Source organism: Bradyrhizobium sp. (genome assembly GCF_017881085.1).
GTDB lineage: Bacteria > Pseudomonadota > Alphaproteobacteria > Rhizobiales > Xanthobacteraceae > Bradyrhizobium.
On sequence record NZ_JADGRI010000060.1, the window covers coordinates 1 to 20,433 of the forward strand.

Consider the following 20,433-nt stretch of genomic DNA (forward strand, 5'->3'; position numbering starts at 1 on the left):
GCTATTGATGGCCGAGGCCTTCCAGTTCGCGGGCGCGCGCCTCGGTCATGCTGCGCATGCATTCGCCGGCGTCGATGCGGGCGATAGTGCCCTCGCCGAGGCCATAATAGAGGCAATTGGCATCGCGATATTGAATCCATAGCCGCTGCGCCGTGCGCAGCTGGTCATGCTGCTGCGGCGCCGCGTCCTTCAGCGCCTGCTGGTAGGCGATGGTCATCCGCTTGTCCAACTGCGCGGTCCTGGCCTTGAGACATTCGACCATCTCATAGGTATTGCCGTCGCAGGATCTTTCGGGATCGCCCTGATCGCCGGCATAAGCGAGCGATGCCGCAAGGCAAATCGCGGCGGCTCCAAGGACGGCTCTGAACATGGCACGCTTCGCCACGCTCATGCCGGGGGAGTCAATCCGAGGCGCTTGGCGATGATCCTGTCGACCGTCCGCTTCGGCAGTAGCCCCGTGATCAGATGCCGCATCGGGTCCGGCGTGATCTGGTAACGCACTTTGGGGCTCGCCGATGTCAATGCGTCGGCGATCGCTTCGGCGATCTTCTCCGGCGGCAGACCGATCTCGCTCAGGTGCCGCGTGAACTTGCGGACCCGTTCGAGTGCCGGAAGATACGGCGAATTCTGGTAGCCGGAAATATCGACCTCCTCGGCCTTGCTCCAGATCGGCGTCTTCACCGCGCCAGGTGCCACGATGATGACGTCGATGCCGAACAGCATCATTTCGCGGCGCAGGCTTTCCGACAGCCCCTCGATCGCGTGCTTCGATGCCGAATAGGCCGCCGACATCGGATTGCCGTTCCTGCCGGCCACCGAGCTGATCATCACGATCCGCCCCTTCGGTCCCTTCAGCGACGGATCGGACCCGAGCAGCGGACCGAAGGCCTGCGTGGCGATGATCGGTCCGATCACGTTGACGTCCATCTGCCGCCGGAATTCGTCGGCCGAGAGCTCCAGCACCGGCCCTGCGACCGCGATGCCGGCATTGTTGACGAGCCCGGTCAGCGTCTCGCCGTTCAGCGCGGCGCGGACCTCGCGGGCGGCCGCCAGCACCGCGGCTTCATCGGTAACGTCGAACAATAGCGGAATGAAATTCGCGCCGAACTCGGCCTTCAACCGATCGGCGTCGGCTTGCTTGCGCACGCTGCCGAACACCCGAAACCCGCGCCCCAGCAACAATTTTGCGGTAGCCCAGCCAATGCCGGTGGACGCCCCGGTAATGACAACAGATTGCACAGCTCTACTCCCCGATCATGGCTCGCGATTGTTCCGTACGCTCGTCCGCTTAGCAATACCGTTTTCGTGTGCGAGGCCGGCTCAAATATTGTTCTTGCGACCGGCGTCGCTTCGGCCACCATCACGGCTGAATAGATCGGTGAAACAGCCGTGGTTTTTACGTTTCCCAATCGGGATCGATTGACCTACCCTTCTCCGGTTGACGGATGGGGTGACTGCATCATGGCAAAGAAAGCGAAGAAGGCAGGGCGAAGGAAGACACCGGCGCGGTCGGCGCGCGGCTTTCAAATCCTCGCGATGCATGTCACGGAAGAAGGCGGCCGCCGCGCCTTCGAGGCGCTTCGAGCGGATCGCCCGGCTTCCAACACGTTCGCGCTGGCGGAAAGCCTGCCGAAAAACCTCGACCCGGAAAGTGCGGCCAAGCGCATCCTCGCCCACGCCTTTGCCAGCCGCGCGATGCCGTCGCTGACCGCGCCAAAGGTCGATGACGAGGAGTGCGATTTCAGGAGCCTCGGCGTCGAGACCGTGCCGCTGACCGGAACCAGGGTGGTAAAATTCCGCCAGCAGATCAATGGTATTCCGGTTTTCGCATCGCTCGTCAGCGTCGAGCTCGACGACGACAATGAACTGGTCTCGCTCAATTCCAGTCTGGCGAAGCCGGAGCTTGCCTCCTACGTCGCAAGAATTTCGCCACTCGACGCGCTGAAGAGAATTGCCGCCCGGGCCGGTTACGGACGGAAACTTCCCGACGGCGTTCCGGCGCTTCATCTGTTTCTCGACCACAGGGGCAAATGGCATCTCGCCTATATCGTGGAGGACGTGCGCAGCCGGAACAAGGGCAAAGCATCGTCGGCCCGACACCAGATCCCACTGATGTTCGACTACGTCATCGACGCGCTGAACGGCGCGTTGGTGGCGGAATTGCCGCGCACCCCGGCCCTCAGGCACGGCACCGCCAGCGCCCGCGACGAACTCGGCCGGATGCAGACCTTCAACATCGAAATCAAGGGCGGCAAGCGGATCATGCGCGACGCCATGCTGAACGTCGAAACCTACGATTTCGCCTACCGCGACCCGGTCGGGGGCAAGCTGCCCGGCAACCTCGCGGCCTCTCCCTGGTCTCCGGCCGCCGTCAGCGCCCATGCCCACGCTGCCGCAGTAACGACCTTTCTGCGCAAGGTGCTCAAGCGCAACAACATCGACAACATGGGCGGGCGCGTGGTCTCGACCGTCAACTGCCTGGTGAAGCAGTTCGAGCAGCCCCCCGGCAGCAAGGTCTGGCTGAACGCGTTCTGGGACGGGACCCAGATGCTGTACGGCCAGGGGCGGTTCGACGGCAAATTGCGCTCGATGGCGTCCTCGCTCTCCGTGGTGGCGCACGAACTGTTTCACGGCGTCACCGGCGCCACGGCACGGCTGATCTATCTGGGCGAGACCGGAGCGCTCAATGAATCCTATTCAGATATTTTCGGCGCCCTCATCGCCAACGGCGCGCGGCCGGATATCGCGAAGTGGGACTGGCAGGTCGGCTGCGGCGTCGCGGTCCGCGACATGCAGGATCCGACCCGGCACAACCAGCCCAGGCTGATGAAGGATTTCATTAACGTTCCGCTTACCCAGAAAGACGATTCAGGCGCCGTGCACGTCAACAGCGGCATTCACAACTATGCCGCCTTCAACGTGATGTCGGCGAATAACGGCCGCGCCTTCATTTTCAGGCCGAACGAGCTTGCGGCGATGTTCTATGTCGCGCTCACCCAGCAGTTGTCGCGCCAATCGACCTTCGCCGACAGCCGGCGCGGCGTGGTGTTGGCGACGCGGTCGCTGTTCCGCAAGCTGTCGCATAAGCAGATCGAACTGCGCGTTGCGGCGGTGGAAGCGGGCTTTGACGCGGCCGGAATCAGATAGCGGATCTGGCGGTAGGCTTCCGTTAAGCACGATTTTCGCCGCTTCTGCCCCGGCCCTGACACCCGGCCGAGGTCCGGTGGCGGTTTTCCGGATGTCCGCGCATTTATTGAGCAAGCCAAGCCTGTATTTTTACGGGTTCGGCTTAACGCGAGCGTAGGATTGCGAGGCTATCATCTTTGCTTGAAGTGCCGACACTTTCACGAACGTGCCAGAACCGGACTCGCGCCGGAAAGTGTCGAATTAAGCAGTGGGGCATGTCTTGCAGAAGCTCGAACATTCCATCATCGCCGAACTCGAAGACGCCGTCAAAAGCGGTTCGTCCGAGAGGCGCGTCGATACCCTTCGCCAGGTGACGAATCTTTTCCTGCATGACGGGGACCGGCTCAGCGAGGAACAGATCAAGGTCTTCGACGACGTGCTGTGCGTGCTGATCAGCCGCGTCGAAAGCCGCGCCAGGGCCGAACTCAGCCAGCGCCTGGCGCCGATCGACTACGCGCCGTTCGAGGTCATTCAGCATCTGGCGCGGGACAATGAAATTGCCGTGGCCGGAAGCGTGCTGGCCCACTCCAGCCGCCTGAGGACGAGCGATCTCGTCGAGATCGCCAGCACAAGGGGGCAGGATCATCTGCTCGCCATTTCCGGCCGCACCAACCTCCCGGAAGCCGTTACCGACGTCATCGTCGACCGCGGCGAACGCACCGTCATTCGCAAGCTTGCCAACAATGCCAGCGCGCGCTTTTCCGACACCGGCTATTCCACCATCGTCGCGCGCGCTGAAGCCGACGATGAACTCACCGAAATCCTCGGCCTTCGGATCGACCTTCCGCTCAAATTCCTTCGCGACCTGTTGAAGCGCGCGACCGACGCCGTGCGCGCCCGGCTGGCGGCCATCGCGCCACCCGAACTTCAGCAGGAAATCGCGCGGATCATGAAGACCATCGCCGCCGCCGTGGGAGAAAACAGTCCCGCGCTGCGGGATTTCAGCCGCGCCGAAGCGCTGGTGAAGCTCCTCAAACAGCACAACGAACTGGACGACGCGGCCATCATCAAGTTTGCCGGCGCCGGGAAATTCGAAGAAGTCGCAGCCTCGCTCGCCGTCCTCAATAACGCGACGACCGACATGATGATGCGGCTTTTGGAAGGCCCCCGGTCCGATCTTATCCTGATCCCCTGCAAATCCGCGGGCCTGAACTGGCTGGCGGTGGAAACCCTGCTTTCCCACCGTCCGCTGCAGCAGCCGCTATCCGAACAAACGCTGAAGCTCGCCTGGAAGGATTACGGCAAGCTGTCTACGGAAACCGCCCAGCGCACGCTGCGGTTCTGGCAGGTCCATAACAAGATCGAGAAGTAGCTCTCGCGCAACGGCGCAGGCCGGAAAACCCGCCCTTACTGCACCGGACTTCGGTTCGCCTGCTCGCGCTGCCGGTAAAATTGCAGTGCGGTCTTGGCGGTCTTGGGCCGCAGCCGGAAGAAACTGGCGAGGCATTGGTTGAGCCGATCCTTCGCCACGCCGCCGCGGCCGGCCTGCAGAGCGAGGATGGCCCTCGTGGTTTCCCATTGCAGGTCGATGGCCTTGGCAAAGACAAGCAGTTGTTCCGGTTCGTTTTGAACCAGCACGCGCTCGACCAGCCCGATCGGAAGATCGCACATGAGCGAAAGCGCGACCGCGGTTCGGTCGAAACTCCCCTCGCGCGCGAAGAGGAGCAACCGCGCCTCGTCGAGCTGCCCGAGCGAATGCAGCCTCTGCACGTGGGCCAGCGCCTGCACATGCTGGCTGGAGCCGGCCCGCGCCGTCGCCTGGATGGTGTCGGATGCCTGCGCAACCGCCGCCCGGACCAGCGTGGCCCGTCGCCGGTCGGCCGCCTCAAGCTTGCCTCTGACGATTTCGGACGCTTGCACGAACAGTTTCACGAGATCGTGGCGCGGGATGTCGGGGCGTCCCCAGACACACAGCGCGAGATCGCCGTTGTCCTGCGCTCTCCGGACCAGAATCGACATGCCGGACGCCGAAAACCTGGCGCCGCTGTTGGCGGCGGCGCCGCTGACGACCTCATGGTTGCCCCGCTCGACCAGAATATCCGTCACGGCCTCGGCCAGAACGCTGCGGCCGGAAATGGCAAGCAGGTGGCCCTGGCTCTTGGTTCGCGCATTTTCCACCAGCGCAGCGTCCTCGAGCCGCCCCGAGTGCGCCAGGACCGGCGCGGCCACGTCGATTGCATCGTCGAATGCCAGCGTGCGGATGACTCCGGTGGGCGCGTCGGAGACCAAAGCGAGGCGGCCGCCGAACTCCGCGCGGGCAGCCTGCTCGATAGTCCCGACGAGCCTGCTCATGACGTCGCCGAACAGCTCGATCTGATCGTCGGTAAACCTGCCCGAGCCGTGGACGAAGAGGTCGGTGACGCGGCGCAGGATCTCGGCGCGCGCCGACGGATCCTTGCTCGCCAGCACATCGTCGAGGTCACCGATCAGATGTTCCTGCGCGTTCATCAGGCGACGTTCTTTGCCAGGGGAAACACGGCATCCAGGTCAAGTTCGGAATGCGGAACCGGCCGGCCGAACAGGTAGCCTTGCGCGAAATCGACGCCGGCGGCCAGCAATGCCTCGTACTGCGTGCGGCTCTCAATTCCCTTGGCCGCCGTCGCGATATCGAGGCCGCGCGCCAGGGCCAGCACGGAAGCGACGAGCGCCGCACAGTCGCGGCGGTTCTCGAATCCCTGCGCGACCGATTTGTCGATCTTGATCTTGTCGAATGGAAAGCTCGCCAGGTAGCTCGCCGAGGAGTATCCCGCCCCGCAATTGTCGAGCACGATCGAGACGCCGAGATTTTTCAGTTGCCGGATGGTTGCCAGATGTTCCGCCTGATCCTTCTGCAGCAGCGAGGTGTCGGCGATTTCCAATTCGAGCCGCAGCGGCGACAGGCCGGAATCGACCAGCGCCGCCAGCACGAGCTCGAACAGGTTTCCGTTTGCGAATTGAACGGCGGAGACGTTGACGGCAATCCTGATATCCGCCGGCCAGGCGGCGGCATCCATGCATGCCTGCCGCAGGATCCATTCCCCGAGCGGCTGCATCAATCCCGTCGATTCCGCAAGCGGGAGGAACCGATCGGGCGCCAGTAGCCCTCTCGACGGGTGATGCCAGCGTACGAATGCCTCCACGCCAAAGATGCGGCCGACCGTTGCATCGATCATCGGCTGATAGTGCAGTTCGAACTCATTGCGCGAGATCGCGTCGCGCAGTTCGCCTTCTATCGACCGCTGGATGTCCGCAGCCTCGGTCAATCCGGGCTCGAACACCCGGAAAGCGTTTCGCCCGCCCGACTTGGCCGCATATAGCGCAAGATCGGCCTTGTGCAGCAGCGTCTCGGCATCGACGCCGTGCTCCGGCGCGAACGAAATTCCGATGCTGGTTCCGACATTGACCTGCTGGCCGCCGAGATCGAACGGCTGTTCGATCAGCCTGATGATCCTGAGCGCGAGCGCGACGGCGCCCTCGCCCTGGACATTCTCGTTTTCCTGGATGATGGCGAATTCATCGCCGCCCAGACGGGCCAGCACATCAAGGTCGCGAATCGACGTCCGCAGCCGCTGCGCCACCTCGACCAGCAACTGGTCGCCGGCCGAGTGTCCCAGCGTGTCGTTGACATTCTTGAACTTGTCGAGGTCGAGCATCAGCACGGTAAAGGCGGTGCCATGGCGTTGCAGCCGCTTCGCGGCGTCCTCGAGTTTTTCGGAAAACAGCGCGCGGTTTGCCAGGCCCGTCAGCAGATCGTGCTGCGCCAGGAACGCGATGCGCTTTTCATTGCGCGCCCGATCCGTGATGTCCTCATGCGTGGTGAGCCATCCCCCGTTCGGCATGGCGTGACGGGCGATCGCGACCACGCGCCCGTCGGCGAGTTCCAGTACCTCCTTTGCCGCTTTCACGTTCTGCGTCAGGTAGGTCTCCGGCGCCACATTGAAATTGGTTCCCATCGCGCGGCGGTATTCCAGAATCTGCCGCAGCGAGGTTCCGGGCTTTATCTGATCGCGGCTGAGATGATAGATTTCGCCATAACGCGCATTCGACACCACGACCTTCTGCTCCGCATCGAACATGCAGAGCCCCTGCGACATGTTGTTGAGCGCGGCATCGAAGCGCAGGTTGGTGGCCTCGAGTTCGGTGGCTTTCTCGGCCAGCAATTGCTCGGCGCGTCTTTGCACCGTGACGTCTTCGTGGGTCGCGACCCAGCCGCCATCCGGCGTCGGGGTACGTTGAATATCGATCACGCGGCCGTCCGCCCGCTCGTAGCTCAGCCTTGGCTGCGTTGCGATCAATTCGAGGCGTTGATCGACGGTCATGTTTCTGGATTCGCCGCGATCCGCGTAGAACTGGTAAATCCGTTTCAACGGCGTGCCCGGCAGCACCAGTTCGTCCGGCAGGCCGTACATCGTCTGGAACCGGCTGTTGGAGATCACCAGTCGCTTGTCGGCATCGAACAGGCAGAGGCCCTGCGACATGTTGTTGATGGCGCTGTCGAAGCGCGCATTTGTTCGCGCCAGCGCGTTGGTCCGCCGCACCAGAACGAACGTGCCCAACATGATGATCGCGACAAAAGCGGCGACCAGCACGCCGAACGTATAGAGGTTTCGATACCATTGCTGCAGCACTTCGCTGCGGGCGTAGGTAACGGCCACCACCAGCGGCAGCCCCGGGACGGCCTTGTAGCCCACAATGCGATCCACGCCGTCAACGACGCTGGTGGTCTCGTAGGCGCCCGTTTCCGACGCGGGCAGATATCTGGTCAGCAGCGGGCCATTGGCAAGCGACGTTCCAAGCGCGTCCTTCAACCCGGGCTCCCGCGCCAGCAACTGTCCGTTGCGGTGCACCAGCAGGATGGATCCGGCCTTGCCGAGATCGATCGAGCGATAGAGCTTGGTGAAATAGGATTGATCGAGCGGCGCGGTGACGATGCCGGCGAAACTGCCGTCGGGATTGCTCAGCCGGCGCGAAGCCGCGGTGAACCATCTATCATCCGTCAATGAACGAAACGGTGGCGCGATAGACAGCCGGTCGCCGGTACTGTCGCGCTGGGCGATGAAATGCGCCATACCGGATATATCGGGACGTGACGGCGCGTGATCGAAGGAGTGGGCGACGACTTGCCCCGAGGCGTCAGTCCATCCGATGGCGATAATGACGGATGAGCTGTTGTGCAGCTGACGCAGCGCGGCAGTGGCGGCAGTGGAATCGAATCTCCCCGCCAGGCTGGCTCTGCGAATGGATTCCGCCTCGCGCAGCGCCCGGTCGATATCCTCGAATGTCAGCACCGTATGCTCGGCGAGAATGTTCGCAAAACTCAGCGCATCGGACTTTGCCGCCGCGATCCTGTCCGAGTAGCGGGCTTCCACACCCAGGACAAACAGAACGACGGCCGCAAGCGAAAGCAGGACGCCAAGCGCCATCAGCGAAGAACCCGGCGAATGGGCCAGCCTTCGATAAGTTTCCCGCATCGCGATTCCGCGCCTACAACCAGGGGCCTACCGTTGCTCGGCATCCGTTAATATTTCGTTCATAATTCTGCTTGGCGCCGGTCGATGGCGCCGCCGGGCGGACATAGCTCCGTATTCCCACGGGTTTTGCGTCGAGCCCCATGGCGATCGGATCGCTATCTGCGAATGCTCGGCACGCTTTGCTTTGCCCACCTTGCGGACTCTCAACCATATGCATGACGTAAGATTCTTGTCGCAAGCGCGACGCTCTAGACGCAAAAATATGGATTAAGTAACGGCGCCTTGAATCTGAAACTGCAAGGTTTTATGGCTTCAAGAAATCACTCGAAGTACTTCAGACGAAGAATGTGATTTAAGCGTCAGTTCTTCACTTTGGGGGGCGCTTCACGCGGCGCATGAGCGGCCAAGACGACAAAGGCGAGAACGCGTTTTGCGCTCTCGCCTTTGAATATGCCGGTCGGGGCTTAATTTTTCGTTGCGGTGCAAGATGCGTCTGCGCGCCCCTCGCAACCGCCAGCGAGCCTTAGTTCTTGGTCTTGTCGACCAGGGCGCCCTTCTTGATCCACGGCATCATGTCGCGGAGCTTGGCGCCGACTTCCTCGATCGGGTGCCGGGCGAGTTTGGCGCGGGTCGCCTTGAACGAGGTCTGGTTGACCTTGTTCTCCAGCATCCAGTCGCGCGCGAACCGGCCGGACTGGATGTCGTCGAGCACCCGCTTCATCTCGGCCTTGGTCTCTGATGTGACGATGCGCGGGCCGGTGATGTATTCGCCGTATTCGGCGGTGTTGGAGATCGAATAGTTCATGTTGGCGATGCCGCCTTCATAGATCAGGTCGACGATCAGCTTCACCTCGTGCAGGCACTCGAAATAGGCCATCTCGGGCGCGTAGCCGGCTTCCACCAGCGTCTCGTAGCCGCCCTTGATCAGTTCGACCAGGCCGCCGCACAGCACCACCTGCTCGCCGAACAGGTCGGTCTCGCATTCTTCCTTGAACGAGGTCTCGATGATGCCGGCCCGCCCGCCGCCGATCGCCGAGGCGTAGGACAGGCCGAGGTCGTGGGCATTGCCCGAAACGTCCTTGGCGATCGCGATCAGGCAGGGCACGCCGCCGCCGCGCTGGTATTCCGAGCGCACGGTGTGGCCGGGGCCCTTCGGCGCGATCATCAGCACGTCGAGATCGGGACGCGGGTCGAGCAGGTTGAAATGCACATTGAGGCCGTGGGCGAACACCAAAGCCGCACCGTTCTTCATATTGTCGTGCAGGTGCTCGCGGTAGATGTCACCCTGCAATTCGTCGGGGGTCAGCATCATCACGAGGTCGGCCCATTTGGCGGCCTCGGCGACTTCCATCACCTTGAAGCCGGCCGTCTCGGCCTTCTTGGCGGAGCTTGATCCCTTGCGCAACGCGATGGCGATGTCCTTGACGCCGGAATCCTTCAGGTTCAGCGCATGGGCGTGGCCCTGGCTGCCATAGCCGACGATGACGACCTTCTTGCCCTTGATCAGGTTCAAATCGGCATCGCGATCGTAATAAACTCGCATCTTCGTATCCTCGTGAGTTGCCAAAATCGGCAGTTAAATCAAGCGTTTGGGCGCCGGTGAGCCGGGCATGCCCAGCGAATTTCCGGCGTTGTCTAGAGCATTTTCGCAAGCTTGGGAAACCCGTTTCTGCATGGTGCGCCGCCCGCTCATGCGTCCATGAATACCGGATAAAGCGAGGCCAGGAGCAGCCCCGCCATCAGAACGTTGAAAACCCGCACGGCCGTCGGCGAGGTCAAAAAGGAGCGCAGCGAACTGCCGAACAGCGCCCAGGTCAATGACGACAACGCCGCCATGACGAACATCAGCGCGGCCTGTACGGCGATATTCCAGGGAAAACTGGCAACCGCGGAATAGGCGGTAATGATGCCGATCGCCATCACCCAGCCCTTGACGTTGACCCACTGGAACAGCACCGCAGCCCAGAATGTCATCGGGCCAAGCTGGTTTTCCTGCCCCGGCGTCACCGACCCGGACATCGCGATCACACCGGCCAAATAGATCAGATAAGCGATGCCGACATATTTCAGGATGGTCTGCAGCACCGGATAGGCAACAAAGATGGCTCCGACGCCGAGACCCACGGACGCGACCATAAGCGAAACCCCGATCGCGATGCCCGAGATATGCGGGAGGCTGCGGCGGAAGCCGTAAGTCAGCCCCGAGGACAACACCATGATGTTGTTGGGTCCCGGCGTGAACGCCATGACCGCGCCGAAAACGACGAAGGCGACGACAAGCGACTGCGACATGTTCCCTCACGCGATTTCGGGCAGGACGGCCGGCCGTTTCGACAGCAGCATGACGGCGATGCCGCCGACCACGGTGACCATCCCGGCCAGCCGCAGCGGGCCGAACGTTTCGCCGAACACAACGCTCGACGCCGCCGCGCCGACGAACGGCACCAGCAGCGCGAACGGCACGACTTGCGCCGCGGTGTGGTCGCGCAGCAGCCGGCCCCACAGCCAATAGGCGACGCAGGTGGAGATCGCCCCGACGAACAGCATGCTGATCCATCCGGTCGCCGACATCTGCGACAGCGACAGCCACGTCGCGCGTGGTCCATCGACGGCGAACGCCAGCGCCAGCAACGGCAGCGGCGGTATCAGGCAAAGCCAGGCGAACAGGTCGAACATCGGCACCTCCCTCGCCTGCCGCAGCAGCAAATTGCCGATCGCAAAGCTGACCGGCGAAATCATCAGCACGGCAAATGCGCCGACGCTGAAATCGAAACCGACGGTGCCGCAGATCATCAACAGCCCGATCGCGGCAACCCCGATCCCGACGATCTGGATCCGCGCCGGAACCTCGCGAAACGCCAGCACCGCGAACGCCACCGTGAACAACGCCTGGCTCTGCACGATCACGCTGGCCAGCCCGACCGGAACGCCATGCGCGATCGCCCAGGACTGCGCCAGGAACTGGCCCAGAAACAACGTGGCGCTGATCGCGATCAGCACGCTCCACGGCACGTTGGGCCGGCGCACGAACAGGCACGGCAGCGCGGCAATGGCAAAGCGCATCGCCGTCATCAGCGCCGGCGACAATTCGTCGAGCGCCAGCCGGCTGCCCACGAACCCAAGCCCCCAGATCACTGCCACCAGGACAGCGAGCAAGACGTCGGAAGGCTTCATCGGCCCTAGCCCTGCCCACCGGATTTCGGTTTCTGCAGCAGATAGGTGCCGTGCAGCGGCGCGTGATAATCGACCGAGACAAGCGTGAAGCCGGCATCGGTCAGCATGCGCTCGATCACCCAGCCGAAGGTCGAATATTCGTCGCGCATGTGGGTCATCACGCTGTCGCGGTTGAAATCGTGGTTCTTGATGCTGAAATCGGCCCATTGTTCGACATCGCGCTCGACGCCGTCGGGCGTAGAGACGAACACGATGTCGCGCAGATAAAAATTCGCCCCGGGCTTCAGCGCGGCATGGATCCGCGACAGCGCGACCGCCTTCCAGAAATCCGGCAAATGATGCAGCGTGAACTCGCTGACGATCAGGTCATACGAATTCGGCTTGTAGGCGAAGCTCAACAGGCCCGCTGGCTGGGTGCGGATCGCGACCCTGCGATCCCTGGCCTGGATCTTGGCCAGCGCCAGCATCGCCGGCGAAATATCGATCGCGTCGACCTCGGCGCCCAAGAGCGCCGCCTCGCAGGCCAGCACGCCGTTGCCGCAGCCGATATCGGCCACCCGCCATCCAGGCTGCACGCCCAGCATGGTCAGCGCCGCGCGGGCGCGGATATCGCTGTCGTCGTGGCGGTCGTAGATCGAGGCGACCGCGGAATCGAGTCCCATCCGACGCCGCTCATTGTAGTACCAATCGCGCGCCAGCATGGCTCACATCCCCTCGGCCCCGCGCCCGATGGCGGCGACGCCGGTTCGCGAGACCTCGATCAGGCCGAGCGGTCGCATCAGGTCGATGAACTGGTTGATCTTGGCGGAATTTCCGGTGATCTCGAACACGAAGCTTTCGGTGGTGGCGTCGATCACGCGGGCGCGGAACGCCTCCGCCAGCCGCAGCGACTCGACGCGGTGCTCGCCGGTGCCGCGCAATTTCACCATCGCAAGCTCCCGCTCGATCGAGCGCCCGGTCAGCGTCATGTCGACGACGCGGTAGACCGGGACCATGCGGTCGAGCTGGTGCTTGATCTGCTCGATCACCATCGGCGTGCCTGTGGTGACGATGGTGATGCGGGAGACGTGCTTCTGGTTCTCGGTCTCGGAGACGGTGAGACTTTCGATGTTGTAACCGCGCCCCGAAAACAGCCCGATGACGCGCGCGAGCACGCCGGGTTCGTTCTGCACGAGCACCGAAAGCGTATGCGCCTCGATCGGATCATGGCGGTCTTCCATGAAGTAGGCGGATGCGGGCTGGTTCGCGGGCTGGCTCATTGTCGTCGTCCCCAATTCTGCGCTCACACCAGCGCCTTGCCGCCGGCGAGGGCCGCGGCTTGTGGAATGATCCATCTATTGAACAGATCTAAATCGATATTGCCGCCGCTCAGGATCAGGCCCAGCCGCTTTCCCCGAAGCTTCGGCCTTTCCTGCATGGCGGCGGCGAGCGCGGCAGCGCCCGCGCCTTCCGCGAGGTTATGCGTATCGGTCCAGTAGGCCCGGATCGCCGCGGCCACTTCATCGTCGCTGACCTGCACGATGCGCGAAGCGCCCTTGCGGATGATCGCAAGCGCATCCGCATCGGGGACGCGCGTCGCCATGCCATCGGCCAGCGTATTGCTGCTGTTCGTACGCACGACCGTGCCGGCCGCGAACGACAGCGCATAGGACGGCGCTTCCGTCGATTGCACGCCGACGATCTCGGTGCGTAGCCCGAGCAGGTCGCGCGCCAGGATGCAGCCGCAGATGCCAGATCCCTGCCCGATCGGAACATAGAGAATTTCGAGGTCCGGCGCCTTGCGCAGGAGTTCGAGCGCGTAAGTGGCAACGCCCGTCACCAGATCGGGATGAAACGACGGCACGAATTCAAGCCCATCGCGCCGCGCGCGGCGTTCGGCTTCTTCGCGGGCGGCCTGGAAATCCTCGCCGTGCTCGACCAGCTCGGCACCGAACGCCCGCATCGCGCGGTTCTTCTCGACCGAATTGCCATGCGGCACATAGATGGTCACCGGCACGCCGTAGCGGCTCGCCGCGAAAGCCAGGCTCTGGCCGTGATTGCCTCTTGTGGCCGAGATCAGCCCGGGCGTATCGGGCCGCTCGCGCTTGAGACGATCCACATACACGAGTCCGCCGCGCACCTTGAAGGCGCCGATCGGGGTGTGGTTCTCGTGCTTGACGATGGCGGTGGCGCCGAGCCGTTCCGACAATAGCGGCCACGCATAGGCCGGCGTCGGCGGCATCGCCGCGCCGACGATGGCCTGTGCGTTTTCCAATTGCCGGAGATCAAACATCGGCGCACCAATGGTTGTCATCCCCGCGGAAGCGGGGATCCAGTATTCCAGAGACGCTCAAGATCAATCGAGACGCCGCGGCGTACCGGATCGCCCGGTCAAGCCGGGCGATGACAGCGGAATATGCGGCTTGCCTCGCGGCCACGGCGTTCATCCTCACACCAGCGCCTTGCCGCCGGCGAAGGCGGTGGCGGTAGCTTCGTCGGTGGCTTCCGCCGGCAGCAGCATTTCATTGTGCGCCTTGCCGGACGGAATCATCGGGAAGCAGTTTTCCAGCGCCGCCACCCGACAATCGAACAGCACCGGACGCTTGACGTTGATCATTTCCTTGATCGCGCCGTCGAGATCGCCCGGCTTGATCGCCTGGATGCCGACGCAGCCGAAGGCATCCGCAAGCTTGACGAAATCCGGCAACGCTTCCGAATAGGAATGCGACAGCCGGTTGCCGTGCAGGAGCTGCTGCCACTGCCGCACCATGCCCATATACTGGTTGTTCAGGATGAATATCTTTATCGGCAGCTCGAATTGGACGGCAGTCGACATCTCCTGCATCGTCATCTGCACCGAGGCGTCGCCGGCAATGTCGATCACGAGGCTGTCGGGATGGGCAACCTGCACGCCCAGCGCCGCCGGCAGGCCGTAGCCCATGGTGCCGAGCCCCCCGGAGGTCATCCAGCGGTGCGGCTCCTCGAAGCCGAAGAACTGCGCCGCCCACATCTGATGCTGGCCGACTTCGGTGGTGATGTAGACATCGCGGCCGCGTGTCGCCGCGAACAGCCGCTCGATCGCGAATTGCGGCAGGATGATATCGTTGTTCTGCTTGTAGGACAGCGAATTGCGCGCGCGCCATTTCGCGATCTCGTGCCACCACGGCTTGATGTCGGGCTTCTTCGCCTCCGCCTTGAACACCTGCAGCAGATCGCCCATCACGTTGCCAGCGTCGCCGATGATCGGCACGTCGACCCGGATGTTCTTGTTGATCGAGGACGGATCGATGTCGATGTGGATCTTCTTGGAGCCCGGCGAAAACGCATCGACCCGTCCGGTGATGCGGTCGTCGAAGCGCGCCCCGACGCACAGCATGACGTCGCAGTCATGCATCGCCATGTTGGCTTCGTAGGTGCCGTGCATGCCGAGCATGCCGAGCCAGTTCTTGCCGGATGCCGGATAGGCGCCGAGCCCCATCAGGGTGGAGGTGATCGGAAAGCCGGTGGCCTCGACCAGTTCGCGCAGCAGCCGCGAGGCTTCGGGCCCGGAATTGATGACGCCGCCGCCGGAGTAGATCACCGGCCGCTTGGCGGAGGCGAGCAGCGCGACGGCTTTTCGGATCTGGCCGGCGTCGCCCTTGACGCGCGGTGCGTAGGACACGTGCACATCGGCCTTGCGCGGCGGGTGATAGGTGCCGACCGCGAACTGCACGTCCTTCGGCACGTCGACCAGGACGGGCCCGGGCCGTCCGGTGCTGGCGACGTAGAACGCCTCGTGCAGCACCTTGGCGAGATCGTTGACGTCGCGCACCAGCCAGTTGTGCTTGGTGCAGGGCCGGGTGATGCCGACGGTGTCGCATTCCTGGAACGCGTCGTTGCCGATCAAATGCGTGGGAACCTGCCCGGTGATGCAGACCAGCGGGATCGAATCCATCAGCGCGTCGGTCAGCGGCGTCACCATGTTGGTGGCGCCGGGACCCGACGTCACCAGCACTACGCCGGGCTTGCCGGTGGAGCGCGCATAACCCTCGGCGGCGTGCCCGGCGCCCTGCTCGTGCCGCACCAGGATGTGCTCGACCTCGCTCTGCTGAAAAATCTCATCATAGATCGGAAGTACCGCGCCGCCGGGATAACCGAAGAGGTGCTTGACGCCATGATCGATCAGCGCCCGCACGATCATCGCTGCGCCGGTCATCTGGTTGGGATCGTGGCTGTTTTCACTCATGGCTTGCTCCGGATGCGCTGTTCTCGCGCGGCTTCTTGGTTTGGAGGTAGAGGCTTTGTTGTCTGGAAAATAAAAAGGGGCCCAAGAGGCCCCATGCACACCGCCCGAATGTGGATGGCCTTAGCCATCCCCGGCGGTGCGCCTGGGTACGACGACGATAAGGAGTTTGGTAATTTTATTACGCATTAGCCGCTCGGATTTCCCAAAGGTTGCGCGAAGATAGCGACCAACCCCAAAAAGTCAAGCCAAGGCGTCGCTTGGCGCGATTTGGAGAGTTTAGCGGGGTTCCGGGCGTTCGGCGAGAGCGAAAATTGGACTTTCTGATATGCGCTCTGCCTGGGCCCGCCATTCCGGGGCGCGCGCAAGCGCGAACCCGGATTCTCGAGATTCCCCGATGTGCAATAGCACATCTGGGGTTCGCTCGTTTCAAGGGCGCCGCGGAATGATTGTTTGAAGCCACCCCGCCGCCTGCTCCGGCTTCACCCATTCGAACTCCGGCAGCTGGTGCCGGAACCAGGTGAACTGCCGCTTGGCGTAATGGCGGGTATCGGCGCGGCCGATGGTGGCCGCCTCCTCCAGCGTGATCTCGCCCTTGAGATGCCGGATCAGCGCCGGCACGCCATGGGCCTTCATCGCCGGCAGCAGGGGATCGAGACGCCGCGCCGCCAGGGCCGCCACTTCCTCCAGCGCGCCGGCCATCAGCATCGCATCGAAGCGGGCATCGATCCGCGCATAGAGCGCGTCGCGATCGGGCGCGAGAAACAGCGCGCTGAACGTGCCCGGCGGCAACAGCGGCGGCAGACCGTCGCGATGCCAGTCGGTCAGCGAACGCCCGGTGGCTTCGACCACTTCGAGCGCGCGGGCAATGCGGGTGCGGTCGCGCGGTTTCAGGCGTTCGGCGCTTGCCGGATCGCGCTTGCCAAGCTCTGCATGCAGCGCCTCGGCGCCCTCGCGCTCCAGCCGCGCGCGGATGCACTCGCGGATCTCCGGCGGGATCGGCGGCACTGCCGACAAGCCGCGCGTCAGTGCCTTGAAATACAAGCCCGAGCCGCCGACGAAAATCGGCAAGGCGCCTTGCACGCGCACGTCCGCCAGCACCTGTGCGGCATCGGCCACCCAGCTCCCGGCGGAGAAATTCACGGCGGCGTCGACGTGGCCGTAGAGCCGGTGCGGAACCCGCACCTCCTCTGCTGGCGTCGGCCGCGCCGTAATGATGCGGAGGTCGCGATAGACCTGCATGGAATCGGCATTGATGACGACGCCGCCGGTTTTTTGCGCAAGGGCAAGCGCCAGCCCCGACTTGCCGCTGGCGGTCGGCCCTGCGATAAGCACCGCCTTGCTGTTGTCCCCTTGCGAATTCACCAAGATGTCTCTCGTCGCCACGCTGATCTGCAATCCCGCCAACCCCGCGCTCGATAGCACGGTGGTGGATGGCGCGCGCGCCATTTTGCCCTCGGCCGGCCCGGCGCATTGGCTGTTCGACGAAGTGGCGGTCGATATCCCCTTCGTCGCCGAGGGCCAAATTCTCTCCGAAGGCCTGCATGCCGTCGAAGCCCGCCTGCGCGAGGTGCGGGGCGACCTGCCGATCGACATCGTCGTGCAGCCACAAGCCGCGCGGCGCAAGAAGCTTTTTCTGGCCGACATGGATTCCACGATGATCGGCCAGGAATGCATCGACGAGCTGGCGGATTTCGCCGGGTTGAAGGCGCATGTTTCGGCCATCACGGAACGCGCGATGCGTGGCGAGATCGCGTTCGAGCCGGCGCTGCGTGAGCGCGTCGCGCTGCTCAGGGATCTGCCGGTCGGCGTGGTCGACGAGGTGCTGGACAAGCGCATCACGCTGACGCCGGGCGGCCGCGAACTGGTCGCGACCATGCGCAGCCATGGGGCCTGGACCTGCCTGATCTCCGGCGGCTTTACGCTATTCACCAACACGGTCGCGGCCAGGATCGGTTTTCAGGAGAACCGCGCCAACGAACTCGTGGTCAGCGGCGGAAAATTCACCGGCGAGGTCCGGGAGCCGATCCTTGGGCGCGCGGCAAAATTAGCGACCCTGATCGAGCTTGCCGAATCCTTCGATCTCGACGAGATCGACACGCTGGTGGTCGGCGACGGCGCCAACGACCTCGGCATGATCCAGAAGGCGGGCCTCGGCGTCGCCTATCACGCCAAGCCCGCGGTATCGGCCGCCGCCGCCGCACGGATCGACCACGGCGACCTCACGGCGCTGCTCTATGCGCAGGGCTATCGAAGGGACGAGTTCGCGGAGACGTGATCGCTCGGCGCATTCGTCGTCATGCCCGGACTTGATCCGGGCATCCATCATCTTCAAAAAAATCTCGCGAAGCAGATGGATTGCCGGGACATCTAGCGTGAATACGCGCTTCGCGCTTTTGCCCGGCAATGACGAACAATATCTATTGCACGCTCAGCGCCACGAAGCGCAGCTCGCCGTCGGCGTTCGATACCAGCAGCAGCACCGATTTCTTACCGTCCTTCTTCAGCTGATCGACGCGCTTCTTGACGTCGGCGGCGTTGCTGACGGCCTCCTGCGCCACCTCGACGATGACCTCGCCGGGGCTCAGGCGCTTGTCGGCGGCGTCGGAAGTGCTGTCGACATTGGTGATGATGACGCCCTTCACGCTGTCCTTGATCTTGTAACGGCCGCGCAGGTCCTTGGAGAGCGTGGCGAGATCGAGGCCGAGCGCCTTCTGGGTCACCGGCTTTTCCGCGGGCTCGTCCTTCTTGACCGCGGCCGGCACCGCCTTGTCGGTATCCTCGAGGCGGCCGAGCGTGACCTTCCTGGTTTCTTCCGCGCCCTTACGGATGATGACGACGTCGACTTCCTTGCCGACGGCGGTGTCAGCCACCACCCGCGACAGATCCTTCGGTTCCTTGATGTCCTTGCCGTCGAACTTGATCACGACGTCGCCGGGCTCGATGCCCGCCGGTTTCGCCGGGCCCTTGTCCTCGACGCCGGCGATCAGGGCGCCGCGCGCGGGTTTGATATTGAGGCTTTCGGCGATCTCGTCGGTCACGGTCTGGATGCGGACGCCGAGCCAGCCGCGGCGCAGTTCGCCGAACTGCCGGAGTTGATCGACCACGCCGGCCACCGTCTTCGAAGGCACTGCGAAGCCGATGCCGATCGAACCGCCCGAGGGGGAGATGATCAGCGTGTTGACGCCGATCACTTCGCCGTCGAGGTTGAACAGCGGGCCGCCGGAATTGCCGCGGTTGATGGCGGCGTCGGTCTGGATGTAGTTGTCATAGGGACCGGAGGAGATGTCGCGGTTGCGCGCCGAGACGATGCCGGCCGTCACCGTGCCGCCAAGGCTGAACGGATTGCCGATCGCGATCACCCATTCGCCGAGCCTCAGTCTGTCGGAATCGCCGAACTTCACCGCGGTCAACGCCTTGCTCGGCGTGAATTTCAGCACCGCGAGATCGGTCTTCTTGTCGACGCCGACGACCTCGGCCTTGAATTTGCTGCCGTCGTTCATGATGACGCTGATCTCGTCGGCATCCGCGATGACATGATTGTTGGTCACGACGATGCCGGAGGTATCGACGATGAAGCCGGAACCCAGCGAGTTGGTCTTGCGCGGCTGCAGGTCGCCGCCCTTGCCGCCCGGGGCGCCGGGGCCGCCGCGGCGGTTCTTGAAGAAATCGTCGAAGAATTCCTCGAACGGGGAACCCGGCGGCAGTTGCGGCATCGCGCCCCTGCCCTCGGCCCCACCGCCCTTGGCCTCGACGGTCTGCGAGGTCGAGATGTTGACCACCGCATCGATCACCTTCTCGGCCACGTCGGCGATGCCGTCGGGGCCGCGCGCAAAGGCTGGCTCTGAAAAGACCGGCGCGGACATCAGGACGCTGGTGGCACCAAGGCAGATCGCGGCCAGCACGGGACGCAGGCGATGGCTCAGGGCTGGAATCGCACCGGTCATATCAGCTCTCTCTCCTCGCAAATCGGGCGGAATTTGAAGTCCACAGTGCGCCCGAACGGGGTTGCGGCGCAAGCATTTGAGCCGGACATTCCGCTCACATAAGCGCCGCCGAATACGGCGAAAAGCGGGACGCCGCCCTCAGGATGGCATTGATAGCACTCGTCTTTCCGGGGCGGCGCGGTTAGCGCCGAACTTCAGATGTGCAATTGCACATCGGGGAATCCCGAGATTCCACCATCCGGGAATGACGGAAAGCTAGCGCCGGACCACCCAGATCAGGATCAGGCCGGCGACCGCCGATCCGATGCCGACGGCGCGCAGAATGTTGTCCGGCGTAGCCAGCGCGCTCTTCATCGCCCGCCGCATCCAGGCCGGGCTTGCCGCGAACATCAGGCCTTCAAGCACAAACAGAATGCCCACACCGATGAGGAAGTCGGCGAACGCTATGGACCTCATCGGACTGAAACCTCCCGTT

General features: G+C 63.5%; 17 protein-coding genes. 3 read left to right on the forward strand and 14 right to left on the reverse strand.

Features of this window, described 5'->3' with window-relative positions; genetic code table 11:
- Nucleotide 1: 1 nt before the first annotated feature.
- Together QZ213_RS08310 and QZ213_RS08315 are read right to left on the reverse strand one after the other, a co-directional pair.
- A complete protein-coding gene (locus QZ213_RS08310; protein ID WP_291685584.1) occupies nt 2-370 on the reverse strand; it encodes a lysozyme inhibitor LprI family protein in 369 nt (122 codons plus the stop codon).
- A gap of 17 nt (nt 371-387) precedes the next feature.
- On the reverse strand, nt 388-1,239 hold the full coding sequence (locus QZ213_RS08315; protein ID WP_291685585.1) for an SDR family oxidoreductase: 852 nt from the start codon (nt 1,237-1,239) through the stop codon (nt 388-390).
- A gap of 222 nt (nt 1,240-1,461) precedes the next feature.
- On the opposite strand from QZ213_RS08315, the gene QZ213_RS08320 reads away from it, so the two are divergent.
- The gene (locus QZ213_RS08320; protein WP_291685586.1) at nt 1,462-3,147 is read left to right on the forward strand and encodes a M4 family metallopeptidase; all 1,686 of its coding nucleotides are present in this window, start codon (nt 1,462-1,464) and stop codon (nt 3,145-3,147) included.
- Nucleotides 3,148-3,406: 259 nt separating this feature from the next.
- Complete coding sequence (locus QZ213_RS08325) at nt 3,407-4,498, forward strand: DUF2336 domain-containing protein (protein ID WP_291685587.1); 1,092 nt, start codon at nt 3,407-3,409, stop codon at nt 4,496-4,498.
- A 35-nt stretch (nt 4,499-4,533) separates the two neighbouring features.
- On the opposite strand, the gene QZ213_RS08330 is transcribed toward QZ213_RS08325, so the two are convergent.
- The 10 genes from QZ213_RS08330 to miaA all read right to left on the reverse strand — a co-directional run bounded on the left by QZ213_RS08330 (nt 4,534) and on the right by miaA (nt 17,418).
- Nucleotides 4,534-5,634, reverse strand: coding sequence for a DUF2336 domain-containing protein (locus QZ213_RS08330; protein ID WP_291685588.1), 1,101 nt, complete (start codon nt 5,632-5,634; stop codon nt 4,534-4,536).
- Nucleotides 5,634-8,636 (reverse strand): EAL domain-containing protein, encoded by a 3,003-nt coding sequence (locus QZ213_RS08335; RefSeq protein WP_291685589.1) that lies wholly within the window; start codon nt 8,634-8,636, stop codon nt 5,634-5,636. The genes QZ213_RS08330 and QZ213_RS08335 overlap by 1 nt, the downstream gene beginning before the upstream one ends.
- A 523-nt stretch (nt 8,637-9,159) precedes the next feature.
- Nucleotides 9,160-10,179 (reverse strand): ketol-acid reductoisomerase, encoded by a 1,020-nt coding sequence (ilvC, locus tag QZ213_RS08340; protein WP_291685590.1) that lies wholly within the window; start codon nt 10,177-10,179, stop codon nt 9,160-9,162.
- A gap of 146 nt (nt 10,180-10,325) precedes the next feature.
- A complete protein-coding gene (locus QZ213_RS08345; RefSeq protein WP_291685591.1) occupies nt 10,326-10,928 on the reverse strand; it encodes a LysE family translocator in 603 nt (200 codons plus the stop codon).
- A 6-nt stretch (nt 10,929-10,934) separates the two neighbouring features.
- Nucleotides 10,935-11,810 (reverse strand): EamA family transporter, encoded by an 876-nt coding sequence (locus QZ213_RS08350; protein WP_291685592.1) that lies wholly within the window; start codon nt 11,808-11,810, stop codon nt 10,935-10,937.
- Between the two features lie 5 nt (nt 11,811-11,815).
- The gene (locus QZ213_RS08355) at nt 11,816-12,511 is read right to left on the reverse strand and encodes a class I SAM-dependent methyltransferase (protein ID WP_291685593.1); all 696 of its coding nucleotides are present in this window, start codon (nt 12,509-12,511) and stop codon (nt 11,816-11,818) included.
- Between the two features lie 3 nt (nt 12,512-12,514).
- The gene (gene ilvN, locus QZ213_RS08360; protein WP_291685594.1) at nt 12,515-13,069 is read right to left on the reverse strand and encodes an acetolactate synthase small subunit; all 555 of its coding nucleotides are present in this window, start codon (nt 13,067-13,069) and stop codon (nt 12,515-12,517) included.
- A 23-nt stretch (nt 13,070-13,092) separates the two neighbouring features.
- Nucleotides 13,093-14,082 carry a threonine dehydratase gene (locus QZ213_RS08365; RefSeq protein WP_291685595.1) on the reverse strand — a complete coding sequence of 330 codons (990 nt, stop codon included), beginning with the start codon at nt 14,080-14,082 and terminating at the stop codon, nt 13,093-13,095.
- Between the two features lie 156 nt (nt 14,083-14,238).
- Nucleotides 14,239-16,014, reverse strand: coding sequence for an acetolactate synthase 3 large subunit (locus QZ213_RS08370; protein WP_291685596.1), 1,776 nt, complete (start codon nt 16,012-16,014; stop codon nt 14,239-14,241).
- A gap of 426 nt (nt 16,015-16,440) precedes the next feature.
- Entirely contained in the window at nt 16,441-17,418 is a 978-nt protein-coding gene (miaA, locus tag QZ213_RS08375) for a tRNA (adenosine(37)-N6)-dimethylallyltransferase MiaA (protein ID WP_291685597.1), read from the reverse strand.
- Here miaA and serB point away from each other — a divergent pair.
- Entirely contained in the window at nt 17,381-18,289 is a 909-nt protein-coding gene (gene serB / locus QZ213_RS08380) for a phosphoserine phosphatase SerB (protein WP_291685598.1), read from the forward strand. The genes miaA and serB overlap by 38 nt on opposite strands.
- A 142-nt stretch (nt 18,290-18,431) precedes the next feature.
- On the opposite strand, the gene QZ213_RS08385 is transcribed toward serB, so the two are convergent.
- Nucleotides 18,432-19,958 carry a Do family serine endopeptidase gene (locus QZ213_RS08385; protein ID WP_291685599.1) on the reverse strand — a complete coding sequence of 509 codons (1,527 nt, stop codon included), beginning with the start codon at nt 19,956-19,958 and terminating at the stop codon, nt 18,432-18,434.
- Between the two features lie 255 nt (nt 19,959-20,213).
- Nucleotides 20,214-20,414 carry a DUF2065 domain-containing protein gene (locus QZ213_RS08390; RefSeq protein WP_291685600.1) on the reverse strand — a complete coding sequence of 67 codons (201 nt, stop codon included), beginning with the start codon at nt 20,412-20,414 and terminating at the stop codon, nt 20,214-20,216.
- Nucleotides 20,415-20,433: the final 19 nt, after the last annotated feature.